Raw genomic sequence first — 13,193 nt, forward strand, 5'->3', positions numbered from 1 at the left:
GCCTGTGTTAGCACCATGCTCAGAACCGCCATGTTATCCCGCTGCGGCCATATCCGACAATACAACTCTCCCTGCAAGACGCCGGAATGCCACCGATGCCCCGGCGAGCGGGAAGGCATCCACGACAGCGCGGCCGAGGTGCATCGCACGCTTCAAATGTTCATCGGCGGGCACCGAGCCCATCGAATTCAACTTGACAGCCAGATAACGGTTGGCTGCCTTGGCCATGTTTTCAAAGACAACTTGCGCTTCCTTTTCCGTGGCGCCGGTGATGAGGATGCTGAACGGGCGTCGGCCGAGCTTGTTGTTGAGGCGCTTGATGAGCGTGTAGGCAACCTTGATCGATTCCGGATTATTCGCAACCTGCACTACGATCTCGGTCTCGTTCAAGGCTGGAATGGCGAGCGAATCTTCCTTGTCCAGTTCGGCGTCCACGACGACAATGTCGGCACGCGTGGCGAGCTGGTCGAACGCGTCGTCCATCATGTTCGCGAGTTGCGCATCCTTCACCGCGCTGCGCTGCGGGCCACGCTTGAGTGCCGCCACGTCAAAACCTTGCGGCATCTGCTGGATCGCATCATCGAGCCTGCGTTCCTGCCGCGCCACCTGTGTCAGCGTTGCACCGCGCAATGCGTTGAGGCGCGATGCAATTCCCTCCGACGCGAGACTTGCATCCACCAGCAATACGTCGCGGCCGGCCTGAGAGAGGGACGCAGCCAAATTGACAAGCATGGCGCCCTTCTCTTCGGCGGAAGCGGCGGACAGGAAGGTGTACACGCGCGGCTTCGGGCCGGCGAGCATGCGCCGCAGGCCTTCCGCCTGATCGAAATCGAAACTAGCCAAGGGTCACCTCGCGCAGACTTTTGTCGCCCATCGCCGCAGCCGCACCGATGATCAGCGGGAGTTCGTCGTCCTGGTACTGGAACGGCGCCGTTTCACGCTTGAGCTTGAACGCGCGGTCGATGAGGTAGTGCTGGTTGGGCACGTGCAGGTCTTCCGGAACACGCTGGCCGTTGGCCACATAGTAGAGGTTGAGCTTCTGGCGGATCAGCACGTCGAGGACGTTGCCGACCGTCGCTGCTTCGTCGAGCTTGGTGATGATGCAGCCGGCGAGCCCGCCGCCCTGGTAGGAGCGCACCACTTCGTTCAACGTCTCGCCGGTGGAGGTCGCGGACATGCAGAGCAGGCGCTTCACCCGCGCATCCGTGCCGGACAGCATGGCAATCTGTTCCGCCACCATCTTGTCGCGCTGGCCCATACCGACGGTATCGATCAGGACGGTGTGCTTATTCTTCAATTCCTCGAGGGCGATACGCAGGTCGGTTTCGTCCTTCACGGAATGCACCATCACGCCGAGAATCTTGCCGTAGATGCGCAGCTGTTCGTAACCGCCGATACGATAGCCGTCCGTCGTGATCAGCGCGAGTTTGCCGGCGCCGTGACGCATGACGCAGCGTGCGGCCAGCTTGGCCGTCGTCGTCGTCTTGCCGACACCGGTCGGGCCGACCAGCGCGTAGACTCCGCCCTTTTCGAGGATTTCGCTCTCGTTGCCGATCACGTTCAGGTTGCGTGCCAGGACGGATTTGACCCATGCCAGGCCGTTCTCTGCTTTTTCGCCCGAGGGCAGCTTCTGCGTCACATAGCGCGCAAGGCTGGCACTGAAGCCGGCGGACAGCAGTTCACGCATTACGTTGGCCTTGAGCGGCTCGCGCTTCTGCTGGCTGCTCCAGGCGATTTCCGCCAGTTGGGATTCCAGCATGCCGCGCATGGCGCGCAATTCGGACATCACTTCCGAGATATCCGCGCTGCTGCGTTCTTTCGCGCCACCGTGCCGGCTTGCTGCGAGTGCATCGGCAAGGTTGGATGCCTGGTCGCTGTCGATGGGACGGCCGGCGCCAAACGCGGGTGCCACGGCTTCAGGCGCGGCTTCCGGCTGGCGCTTGACGCCGAATGCGGCAAGTGTCGATTCGGAGATCGGCGGCTTGACCGGTTTCTCGATCACCGGTTCGGCCAGCGACGACATGTCTTCCGGCGCAAGGGCAAGGATCTCGACCATACCGTTGATGGTCCGGTTGGAGAGGATCACCGCATCAGGGCCCAATGCTTCGCGCACCAGCCGCCACGCATCGCGTGAGGTTTTTGCGGAGAATTTTCTTACGTTCATGCTTGGCCTCCAACTAGGCTTGTAACTCGTATCGTCTTGGAATCAGGAAGTTCAGCGTGCGACAGCACCTTCAGCTGTGGCAGCGCGCGGCGCAGGAAGCGTGCGAGCAATGCCCGCAGCGGTCCCGGCACCAGCAATACCGGCGGCAATCCCATCTGCTCCTGCTGACGTGCCGCACGCTCTGCCTGTTGCGCGATCGTGTCGGCGAGGCCTGGTTCGATGCCGGCGCCTTCCGGGCCGCTCGATTGCAAAGCCTGCATCAGGATGCGTTCCAGCCGGCTGTCCAGGGTGATGACGGACAGCTCATTGGCGGACGGGAAAATCTGCTGGACGATCGCACGGCCGAGCGCAACTCGCACCTGTGCCGTGAGTTCGTTCGGATCCGGGTTGACCGGGCCGTATTCCGAGAGCACTTCGATAATCGTGCGCATGTCGCGGATGTGGACGCCTTCGATAAGGAGGTTCTGCAGCACTTTCTGCAGCGTCGACAGCGAGACGACTTTCGGCACCAGGTCTTCGACCAGTTTGGGTGCTTCCTTGCCCAGATGGTCGAGCAACTGTTGCACTTCCTGACGGCCCAGCAACTCAGCGGCGTGGGTGGTGATCAGGTGGTTCATGTGGGTCGCGATGACGGTACCGGCATCGACCACGGTGTAGCCCATCGCCTGCGCCTGGTCGCGCAAGCCGGCATCGATCCAGGTTGCCGGAAGGCCGAATGCCGGATCAGTCGTCGGCGCACCCGGAAGGTTGCCGTGCACCATGCCGGGATTGATCGCAAGGAACTGGCCGACATAGGCCTCGCCCTGCCCGACTTCCACGCCCTTGAGCGTAATGCGATAGGCCGACGGCTTGAGTTCCAGGTTGTCGCGGATATGGACCGGCGGCGAGAGGAAGCCAACTTCCTGCGCAAACTTCTTGCGGATGCCTTTAATGCGACGCAGCAGTTCGCCATTCTGTGACTTGTCGACCAGCGGAATCAGACGATAGCCAACTTCCAGGCCGAGGGTGTCAACCGGCATGATGTCCTGCCAGGTTGCCTCTTCCACTTCCGGCGCCGCCATGGCGACTTCCGGTTCCGGAGCCGGCGCTTCGGCAACGCGCTGGTTGCGCTTCTTGAGCAGATAGGCGCCGCCGCAGAGGGCGCCGCCGAGGAGCAGGAACGCGATATGCGGCATGCCAGGGATCATGCCCATGCCGCCGATGATGCCGCCGGTGATGTACAGGACATCGGGTTTGGCGAACAACTGGTTGACCAGCTGGCCGCCAATATCCTGCTCGCTTGCGACGCGAGAAACCACCACACCCGCCGCTGTCGAAATGATCAGCGAGGGAATCTGTGCAACGAGGCCGTCGCCGATTGCCAGCAGCGTGTAATTCTTGATCGCGGAATCGAATGCCAGGTCGTGCTGGACCATGCCCACGATGAGGCCGCCAAAGATGTTGATGACGGTGACAAGGATGCCGGCCACCGCGTCGCCGCGCACATACTTACTGGCACCGTCCATGGCGCCGTAGAACTCGGCTTCCTGTGCCACCTCGGTGCGGCGCTTGCGTGCTTCCTGCTCGCCGATCATGCCCGCGTTCAGGTCGGCGTCGATTGCCATCTGCTTGCCCGGCATCGCATCGAGGGCGAATCGTGCGCCGACTTCGGCGATACGTCCCGCGCCCTTGGTGACGACCACGAAGTTGATGATGGTCAGGATGATGAACACCACGATACCGACTGTGTAATTTCCGCCGATCAGGAAGTGGCCGAATGCCTCGATCACCTTACCGGCGGCGTCTGGGCCGGTATGCCCTTCGGTCAGGACAACACGCGTCGACGCGACGTTCAGCGACAGGCGCAGCATGGTGCTGACCAGGAGCACGGTCGGGAACACCATGAAGTCCAGCGGCTTGACCGTGTACAGGCTGGTCAGCAGCACGATGATCGACAGTGCGATGTTGAAGCTGAAGAAAATATCAAGCGCAAATGCCGGCAATGGCAATACCATCATTGCCAGCATCATGATGATGAGGAGTGGCGCGGCAAGCGCCTTGCTCGATTGTCCAGTGAGCCACGCGGGCAAAGTCAGGCCATTCATTGCATCAATCCATTATCAGGCGTTGCTGGCTTGGCATTCAGCGGATCCATATCGGCCGGCACATCGATCTGCTCCGGCGCAGCCGGACGGACGCCGCCGCGCTGGCCGTAGGCGCGCAGCTGGAATACGTAGGCCAGCACTTCAGCGACCGCGGTATAGAGCGCCGCCGGGATTTCATCGCCCAGGTCGGCGTGACGATACAGCGCACGCGCCAGCGGCGGCGCCTCAAGCATGGCGACCTTATGTTCCGTTGCGATTTCGCGGATCTTCGCGGCGACTTCGTCGGCGCCCTTGGCGACCACGATCGGTGCGCGCATCTTGCCTTCGGTGTATTTCAGTGCGACGGCGTAGTGGGTCGGGTTGGTCACCACGACGTCGGCGGTCGGGATTTCGGACATCATGCGGCGCTTGGCCATCTCGCGCTGCAACTGGCGGATGCGCGCCTTGACCATCGGGTCGCCATCGGACTCCTTGGATTCCTGGCGCACTTCTTCGCGTGTCATCTTGAGCTTGTTCGCGTAATGCCACATCTGGTACGGCGCATCGATAAGTGCAATTACGACCAGGCCAAAGACGATGGTGATGAATCCGGTCAGCAGCATGCTGCCAAGGTGCGCCCAGCCGGTGTGGAGCGGCTCGGCGCTCAAGGCAAGCATTTCCTCGGTCTGGCTCGAGATCACCATCCAGGCGATAACACCGATGAGCAATGCCTTTCCGATCGCCTTGACCAGCTCGACCAGGGAACGGGTCGAAAACATGTTGCCGATGCCGCTGATCGGATTGAGCCGTGCGAAATTGGGCATCAGGGCCTTGGTGCTGAACAGCCAGCCGCCGATCAGGAGCGGCGATCCGACGGCAACCAGCAGCAGGATGCCTGCCAGCGGCGCAAGGCCGATCAGGACGTCAATGAGGCCGGGAACGATACGGGTCAGGAGGAGGCTGAAATCGAATGCCTGCTCGCGCTCCAGCGTGAGGCTGGAGGCAAGCATGTCGTTGAGACGCCGGATGAGCTGCTCGCCAGAGAACCAGAGACCGAGCCCGGCAGCGAGCAGAACGGTGCAGGTGGCCAGCTCCCTCGATCGGGGAACATCGCCTTCCTCACGCGCCTGCTCCAGTCTTCTGGGCGACGCGGGTTCTGTTTTTTCGAGATCGCTGTCTTCGGCCACCGCCGGCTCCTATCTTCACCGCAGCGCGTTCCGGACGACGCACTGGGGACGAATAGGAAGGATTATTCGCGATATAACAGAATCGCTATCGACGGAATAAGTGAGGAAACCACCCGTTATTCGTTGCCGCAGGATAACGGATGGTCAAGACGGGAGAAGGCTCAGATTTTCAGGCTTTGTGCCCATGCCAAAGCAGACATCTGCGCCTGGTTGACCTGCTTGGCGCCGATGCACAGCGACATTGCCATGGAATCAACTTTTTTCGAATTCAGCTCGCACGCTTCCGCGAGGGCGAGGAAGGGTCCGTAAATCCCTTCACGACTGAGCAATGCCTGGGTGACCGATTCGGACAACTGGATCTTTTCCAGCACATCCTCCATTGGCACGCCGAGCAGCTTGTCGAGCAGCGAGAACATTCCGGCAACGAACAAGTTCTCCGCCTCGTTCTTCGGCAGGAATGTACTTCCGAGCAGCTCGGAGAATCGTCCGCGAATGACCGCGGTCTGCATCAGCACCGGCGAATAACCCGTCGTCGTCGCCGTCGCCAGAAGCAGCGCCAGCCAGCGGTACAACGGCGAGTAGCCAAGCATCGTGACGGCATGCTTGAGGGACTGGATTTCGCAGCCGAGACCGAAACCGGCGGAGTTGATGTAGCGAAGCAGCTTGTAGGACAAGGCGGCGTCGCGCTTCAACACGCCTTCGAGCTGCTTGACATCCTCATTGCGGCGCACCATATCCATTAACTGGAGAATCATGGCTTGCGCAGGATTCATCTCCTTCGTGTGGTTGCCGGGGCGCGGGGACAGGTGCAAATGGCCGACGAATGCAAACATGTGCAATTGGGCGCACACGTCATACGCCTGCCAGCTGTTGACATTCCGTCCTACGAGTCGCAGCGACGGCATCCCGAGCGAGCGGTAATACTGCACTTGCGGCACGAAATCAGCGCCGCCGATCTGCAGCTCGAAATACGAGACATGCGAAAGCAGAGCCTTGTCGATGCTGGCGAGATTGGCATCACGAATGGAAATGCCATAGCCTTTTGCATGCATCGCGCGGATTGCCGCTGCCGCCTCGTCATTTGAGACATCGGCGCCGCGGAAGGCCAGTACCGTCCCTTTCGGTGGGAGGGCGGAGAATACTTCATGCCCCAACAGGGCGGGCGAGGCTTCGATGAACAGGATCTGTTCGCCGAGCAAGGCGCCGGAATCGGTATTGTTGAGCTGGTCCGCGACAAAATGCGCAAGTGACACGATTTCCGCCGCGGTCGGGCTCTGGCCCGCTACGTGGATATGCTGCCAATACAGCTCGTAGCCAAGCACCCTTTCCTGCGAATTGAGCAGCGGCTCGCGAACAATAAAGTGCTCTTGTTGCATGAATGGGTTAGATGATGGGATGGGTTGGCGACGCCGGTGACGTCGACATGGTCAAAAACCGAGGCTTTCGAGCAGGTCGTCGACCTGGCCCTGGCTGGACACGACGTCTGCGTTACCAGTGGGGTTGATCTGCGGGCCGTTCAGGAGGCCGTTGCCGGTCTCGCGCTTAACGTCGGCAGGCGAATAATCGACCAAAAGCTGGACCAGCTGTTCTTCAATGTTGTGCGCAAGCTCGGTCACTTTCCGGATCACCTGGCCAGTCAGGTCCTGAAAGTCCTGAGCCATCATGATGTCCATCAACTGCTGTTTGGTCACCGCAGCTCCATCACGGGTTTCGCCCAGGAACGCCACGGTGCGTTCGGCCAGCGCGCGATACTCCTGCTCTGAGAATCCGGCAGCCATCGCAGCCTGCCAGTCGCGCGAGATGACTGCGGCATCCGCCTCGATCCTGTCCTGAATCGGGCTGGCCAGCTCGGTTGCGGTCAGGACGCGCTGCGCGGCCTGCTCCGTCATCTTCGCAACGTAATCCAGACGGTCGCGCGCGTCGGGAATCTCGTGCGCCGCCTTGGCGATCAGCTTGTCGAAACCCAGCCCGCGCAGGTTATCGTGCAGCATGCGCGTCATCTGACCGACGCGCGCAAGCATCTCGTCCTGCGGAATGTTTTCCGCAACAGCGTTCGCCTGATTCAAGGCCCGATCCACAATCAGGCCCCGACTTTTTCCAGCTTCTCGAAGATCTTCGTCAGCTTTTCATCGAGCGTGGCAGCAGTAAAGGGCTTCACGACGTAGCCGTTCGCACCCGCCTGGGCCGCTGCAATGATGTTTTCCTTCTTCGCTTCCGCCGTGACCATCAGCACCGGCAGCTTGGACAACGCTGCGTCGGCGCGGATGTTCTGGAGCATCGTCAGTCCATCCATCACCGGCATGTTCCAGTCGGAGATGACGAAGTCGAACTGCTCGCTGCGAAGTTTGGAGAGCGCCATGGCACCGTCTTCTGCCTCATCGACATTCGTGTAGCCCAATTCTTTCAGCAGATTGCGAACGATACGACGCATCGTCGAGAAATCGTCAACCACCAAGAATTTAGTATTCGGACCCGCCATGAATTACTCCATTGTTTCTCAAACCGTTGTAAGCGCCGTTCACCTGCACGGTGAAAACGAGCGCCCTAAGTATAATCCTTCCGCTCTTGATTATGCACCTAAAGCATTATCCGCTTCTGCAGCGGCAACTAAAAGCGACAACAGTCAAGGCGAAATTTATCTTCTGACAACACCATCAAACGCGTAGCGCGCGGCTGCTATGGGCTGCAAGGTAGCCGAGGACCATTCCCGGCAATGCCTGCAGCGCACCCACCTCATGGGTGGCGCCGACCGCAATGGCTTCGCGCGGCATCCCGAACACCACGCACGACGCTTCATCCTGCGCAAAATTGTAGGCGCCGGCATTCTTCATCGTCAGCATGCCGGCTGCGCCGTCTTTCCCCATCCCGGTCAGGATGACGCCGACGGCGTTCTTGCCGGCGCAACGCGCCGCGGAGTCGAACAAGACGTCGACCGAGGGACGATGGCGATTCACCGGCGGCCCCTGATCAAGCTGCGTGACGTAGTTGGCGCCGCTGCGCGCAAGCTGAAGATGCGAATGACCCGGCGCGATGAAGGCGTGACCAGGCAGCACACGCTCCCCGCCCTCCGCTTCCTTGACCGTGATCTTGCACAGCCCGTCAAGGCGTTTGGCAAATGAGCGGGTGAACCCTTCCGGCATGTGCTGGGTAATCAGAATGCCCGGGCAGTCCGAAGGCATCTGCATCAGGAATTCCTTGATGGCCTCGGTGCCGCCAGTGGATGCGCCAATGATGATGAGCTTTTCGCTACTGGTGAGCGGATTGCGGATCATCGGCAGTCCCTCGGACGACGTTTTCTGCGCGTCCGGGTGAGGAATCGTGCGCGCCCTGACCCGTGCCTTCGCGGCCGCGCGGATCTTGTCGGTGATGAGTTCGGCGTATTCCATCATGCCGCTCTGGATCGACAGCTTCGGCTTGGTCACAAAGTCGACCGCGCCAAGTTCCAGCGCACGCAACGTGATTTCCGAACCGCGTTCCGTCAACGACGACACCATCACGACCGGCATCGGACGCAGTCGCATCAGCTTCTCGAGGAAGTCGAGCCCGTCCATGCGCGGCATTTCGACGTCGAGCGTCAGTACGTCTGGATTCGTCCGCTTGATCAGGTCGCGCGCCACGATCGGGTCGGGTGCGACACCGACAACTTCCATGTCGGGCTGTTTACTGATGATCTCGTTCATGACACTGCGGATCAATGCCGAGTCGTCCACGATCAACACTTTAATCTTCATGACACTTGCTTTCAGTTCCGGGCGAGCGCCCTTCCGGGTAAATCAGAAAATCAGCCAAACAGCTCGACATCGCCCGCCACCGGGTTGGTGAGGAGGCGACTTGCGTAATCCTGCTCGCGATTCACCAGCGTGTTGTTGTTCAGTTGCTTGAGCTTCTTGACAAGCACTTTGCCGGTACGAGGAAAAAAGTAAACCTTGCGCGGATAGATATCGTTCAGGTCTTCCGCGACGACGCGGATGTTCTCCGCGCGCAGGTAATCCCGTACGAACTGGGCGTTGCGCTCGCCGACATTGATGGCGATGAAGCCGCGCAGCACGTTGCCGCCGCCGAACACCTTCGCCTCCAGGTTTTCGCGCCGCGCGCCCGCCTTGAGGAGGTCATTGATCAGCACTTCCATGGCGTAGGTGCCGTAACGCATGGAGGCGGAGACCGGGCTGTCCGTGTCCGACCCGCCATCCGGCAGCATGAAGTGGTTCATCCCGCCGATTCCCGTTACACGATCGCGGATGCAGGCCGACACGCATGAGCCGAGGACGGTGACGATCATCATGTCCTTGCAGGTGTAGTAGTACTCGCCCGGAAGGATCTTCGCTGCGTCGCAGTCGAACGTCCGATCATAGTAGACGTTGGTAGCAAAATGCTCTTCGAGGGCGTTGCTCATACCTTATTTCTCAGTCCTGCGTGGGACCGCGCGATGGCCTGCGCCGCGGTGGGGATCCAGTTCATAAACGGTCTTGCCTCGCAGCTTGAACGCATCGGATACATATAAAAAGTTTTCGGAGTGGCCGGCAAACAGCAGTGCGTCCGGCTTCATGAGCGGCGCAAAGCGAGTGAGGATTTTACCCTGCGTCGGCTTGTCAAAATAGATCATGACGTTTCGACAAAAGATCGCGTCGAACTGTCCCTGCACCGGCCAGTCGTTCGATAAAAGGTTCAACTGCTTGAACGTCACCATCTGGCGCAATTCCGGCCGCACGCGCACCAGCCCGGCGCGGTCGCCCTTCCCCTTCAGGAAGAACCGGCGCGCCTGCTCGGGCGGCATCTTGTCCAGGCGCTCGATCGGATAGATGCCGGCGGCGGCGGTTGCCAGCACATTCGTGTCGATGTCGGTAGCGATGACGTGCGCCTGCGGCGTCAGTGTTCCGAGCGCCTCGCACAAGGTCATTGCGATCGAATACGGTTCCTCGCCCGTCGAGCTCGCCGCGCACCATACCGTGACAGGCTCCTTCGCACCGCGGACGTGCTCGGCAAGAATGGGGAAATGGTGCGACTCCCGGAAGAACGATGTCAGGTTGGTGGTGAGCGCATTCGTAAACGCCTCCCACTCGTCGCTGTCCTGGCGGCTCTCCAGTCCGTCCAGGTACTCCTGGAAAGAACGGATACCGGTCGCGCGCAGTCGACGTGCAAGACGGCTGTACACCATCTCCTGCTTGCTTTCCGCGAGCGCAATGCCGGCCCGCTGATAGATCAGGGATCGCACGCGCTCGAAGTCGCGAGGCGTGAACTCGAACTCTTTCGTCGTTTCCTGTTTCTGTCTGATCGAATTCACCACACCCTGATTTCTTTCTTCATTATTGTTTGCCAAGTCATTGCGCTGCACCGCCGCCTCAATGCCCCTTGGGCTTACTCTTCGGCGGCACCGCCACGGCTGACGGTTTTGCCTGTGCCAGCGGAGCGCTGGAACGGTATCCGACCCGGAAACCGCCCCAATGCTTGCCATTGACATAGATTGGCACGGACAGGTCGTGCATCACTTCACCGGTGTCGCGCTTGTATGTCTGCAGCAGGAACGGCTTCGTGCTCGAACCGCAACGCGCGCCCGTGCGGTCATTGAAAATACGCTTGGTCCGATTGTTCACCAGGTCGGTATCGTAGTTACCGGTCAGCGGCTTTGAGAACTTTCGGTTGTGTGTCGGGAAATAGCCGTTGTTGTCGACTGCGCCGGCATAGGCAATCTGCGGCATCCTTTCGAGAATCGGTTCCTGGACCGCCGGCAGGACTCTGTCCGTGAAGGCGTCAAACGCTGTCTTGTGTTTCGGCGGGTTGGTATTGGGAATAGGCTTGTAGGTACGGTCGAACAAGGCAGCTTCAGAAATCTGGCCGCTGGAGATCGCCTGTTCGAACAGTTTTCCGACCTCCCTGGCCGCCTGCTGCGCCACCGCCCGGATTTCATCGTGAGAGGTCTTCGCATTCGAATGCGACAGTACTTCGAACAGCATCTCGCCACGTTCGGACAGGATGGTGGCCGATTTCGCGGCGCGCGGCAATTCGTCTTCCGTTGCCAGCATGCCGTCACGAATGCGGGAAATCGCGTCGGCGATGACGTGTGTCGTTTCGACATGCTCGCGCGAGGCGCCGGCGATCTGCTGGATCTCGCTTTCGGAAATCGCAGCGGATCGTTCGATGTTTCCGAGGAAGGTGTGCACGCGTTCGACGTTATGGGCGGCCTCCGTCACCTTGCCTGTCAGCGCTGTCATGCCGGCGGCCGCGCGCTCGGCCTCTTCGTTGATTTCGCGGACCATCACGCCGATATCGTCCGTTGCCGATTTTGTACGTTGCGCCAGCTGGCGCACTTCGCCGGCCACCACGGCAAATCCCCGGCCGTGCTCGCCGGCCCGTGCCGCTTCAATGGCGGCGTTCAGCGCCAGCAGGTTGGTACGTGCCGCAATTTCGTTGATCACTTCGGTGATGACGTGAATCTTGCGTGATTTTTCCTGGAGCTTGCCCATGACTGCCGATGCCGCTTGCGCATCCAGCCGTGCGTTGCTGATCTGCTGCAGGCCCTGATCGACTTCGGAGCGCCCGGCAACGCTTTCGGTACGAACGTCCGCGGCGACCTTGGATGCGCGTTCGGCATTGGCGGCAATCTGCTCTGTCGTCTGGGCGGTCTGCTGTGCGCGTCCCACGATCTCTTCCGTGGTCTGCAGGTCCACATCGACCTTTTTCTTGATCGAATCGACAAAAAACGCCGTCTCGGCGGCGCCAATCATGATGTGGTCAACCTCCTCGCCCATCTCCTCGATGAGATGGGTGCCGCCCTTGCCATTGGACTGCGCGCCCAGAAGCATGACGATCACGGCGGCGAAGGCGCCGGTCGCGGCAAGCAGCAAGGGAGAAGTGCCGGCGCCTGCCATCCACTGTATCAGGGCCGCAAGCGCAGTCCCGCTGGCGATGGCAGCTATGCCAACGACCAGGTACCGAATTGGTTGCTGTTCCATGATCTTCATTCGGTCTCCCAAGGATATCAGTCGTGCTGTTTCAGCGTAGCATATTCAACGCGCATTGCCTGCTGCGGAATCGACACCCGCTGCGCCGGTCTCCTCGTAGATTATGGGTCACCGGATGAAACAATCATCCTCGGAATAACCCCTCAATCCAACCCTATTTGATACAAAAAAGCGTGCCCTTGCGGACACGCCTTTCTTCACTACGCCTGTCGAATGTTGTCCAGCCATGTCAGCCTTCTAACCGTTTCGTCCTGTCGCGATCAGAACTCCTCCCAATCGCCACCGTCGTTCACCGGCGCGCTGGTCTTGGTACGCGCGATCGGCTTTGGCGCCGGCGGCGCGACCGCCGTCCGGGGCATGGCAACGGCACGCGAGGCACGCGCTGCTTCCGCTGGAGGCTGAACTGCTGCAGACGCCTTCGGTGCGAGTGCAGCTGCCACTTGCGTCATTGCCATCCTCACCATACCGTCGACCTTGAATACCGAAACCGCCTGCGACAGCGTACTTGCCTGCTGCTGCATGCTTTCGGCCGTGGCCGCTGCCTCTTCGACCAGCGCGGCATTCTGCTGTGTCATTTCGTCCATCTGTGCGATGGCGCGGTTGACCTCTTCGATGCCGGAGCTTTGTTCCTGGCTGGCGGCCGTGATCTCGTTCATGATGTCGGCCACGTGCTTGACCGAGGTCACGATCTCATCCATCGTCTTGCCCGCCTCGTCCACCAGCTTGCTGCCCGCATCGACCTTCTCGACCGAGTCGCTGATCAGCTCCTTGATTTCCTTGGCCGCACCGGCGGAACGTTGCGCCAGGTTGCGCACTTCCG

Annotated in this window: 13 protein-coding genes; 1 reads left to right on the forward strand and 12 read right to left on the reverse strand. The window is 60.4% G+C overall.

Annotated features, from left to right (window positions below):
- Window positions 1-33: 33 nt before the first annotated feature.
- The 7 genes from ACNOHI_RS23925 to cheY form a co-directional block, all read right to left on the reverse strand.
- A complete protein-coding gene (locus ACNOHI_RS23925) occupies window positions 34-843 on the reverse strand; it encodes a MinD/ParA family ATP-binding protein (RefSeq protein ID WP_420477234.1) in 810 nt (269 codons plus the stop codon).
- Window positions 836-2,164, reverse strand: a complete 1,329-nt coding sequence (gene flhF, locus ACNOHI_RS23930) for a flagellar biosynthesis protein FlhF (protein ID WP_420477235.1) — start codon at window positions 2,162-2,164, stop codon at window positions 836-838. The genes ACNOHI_RS23925 and flhF overlap by 8 nt, the downstream gene beginning before the upstream one ends.
- Window positions 2,161-4,248, reverse strand: coding sequence for a flagellar biosynthesis protein FlhA (gene flhA, locus ACNOHI_RS23935; protein ID WP_420477236.1), 2,088 nt, complete (start codon window positions 4,246-4,248; stop codon window positions 2,161-2,163). The genes flhF and flhA overlap by 4 nt, the downstream gene beginning before the upstream one ends.
- Window positions 4,245-5,414 (reverse strand): flagellar biosynthesis protein FlhB, encoded by a 1,170-nt coding sequence (flhB, locus tag ACNOHI_RS23940; RefSeq protein WP_420477237.1) that lies wholly within the window; start codon window positions 5,412-5,414, stop codon window positions 4,245-4,247. The genes flhA and flhB overlap by 4 nt, the downstream gene beginning before the upstream one ends.
- A gap of 161 nt (window positions 5,415-5,575) precedes the next feature.
- A complete protein-coding gene (locus ACNOHI_RS23945; protein ID WP_420477238.1) occupies window positions 5,576-6,790 on the reverse strand; it encodes an EAL and HDOD domain-containing protein in 1,215 nt (404 codons plus the stop codon).
- Between the two features lie 51 nt (window positions 6,791-6,841).
- Entirely contained in the window at window positions 6,842-7,480 is a 639-nt protein-coding gene (gene cheZ, locus ACNOHI_RS23950; protein WP_420477239.1) for a protein phosphatase CheZ, read from the reverse strand.
- Between the two features lie 14 nt (window positions 7,481-7,494).
- Window positions 7,495-7,893, reverse strand: coding sequence for a chemotaxis response regulator CheY (gene cheY, locus ACNOHI_RS23955; RefSeq protein ID WP_420477240.1), 399 nt, complete (start codon window positions 7,891-7,893; stop codon window positions 7,495-7,497).
- Between cheY and ACNOHI_RS23960 the strand changes: the two genes are divergently transcribed.
- Complete coding sequence (locus ACNOHI_RS23960) at window positions 7,892-8,080, forward strand: hypothetical protein (protein WP_420477241.1); 189 nt, start codon at window positions 7,892-7,894, stop codon at window positions 8,078-8,080. The genes cheY and ACNOHI_RS23960 overlap by 2 nt on opposite strands.
- Here the strand turns inward: ACNOHI_RS23960 and ACNOHI_RS23965 are convergent.
- From ACNOHI_RS23965 to ACNOHI_RS23985, 5 genes are all read right to left on the reverse strand, one after another.
- A complete protein-coding gene (locus ACNOHI_RS23965) occupies window positions 8,069-9,145 on the reverse strand; it encodes a protein-glutamate methylesterase/protein-glutamine glutaminase (protein ID WP_420477242.1) in 1,077 nt (358 codons plus the stop codon). The two genes, ACNOHI_RS23960 and ACNOHI_RS23965, sit on opposite strands and share 12 nt — an antisense overlap.
- A gap of 50 nt (window positions 9,146-9,195) precedes the next feature.
- Complete coding sequence (gene cheD, locus ACNOHI_RS23970) at window positions 9,196-9,807, reverse strand: chemoreceptor glutamine deamidase CheD (RefSeq protein WP_420477243.1); 612 nt, start codon at window positions 9,805-9,807, stop codon at window positions 9,196-9,198.
- A 3-nt stretch (window positions 9,808-9,810) separates the two neighbouring features.
- Window positions 9,811-10,698 (reverse strand): CheR family methyltransferase, encoded by an 888-nt coding sequence (locus tag ACNOHI_RS23975; RefSeq protein WP_420477244.1) that lies wholly within the window; start codon window positions 10,696-10,698, stop codon window positions 9,811-9,813.
- Window positions 10,699-10,753: 55 nt separating this feature from the next.
- Window positions 10,754-12,373 carry a methyl-accepting chemotaxis protein gene (locus ACNOHI_RS23980; RefSeq protein ID WP_420477245.1) on the reverse strand — a complete coding sequence of 540 codons (1,620 nt, stop codon included), beginning with the start codon at window positions 12,371-12,373 and terminating at the stop codon, window positions 10,754-10,756.
- Window positions 12,374-12,633: 260 nt separating this feature from the next.
- A partial coding sequence (locus ACNOHI_RS23985) for a methyl-accepting chemotaxis protein (protein ID WP_420477246.1) occupies window positions 12,634-13,193 on the reverse strand: 560 nt, incomplete at its 5' end.

Origin of the sequence: Noviherbaspirillum sp. ST9, assembly GCF_048799745.1 — a bacterium.
Classification (GTDB): Bacteria; Pseudomonadota; Gammaproteobacteria; order Burkholderiales; family Burkholderiaceae_D; genus Noviherbaspirillum.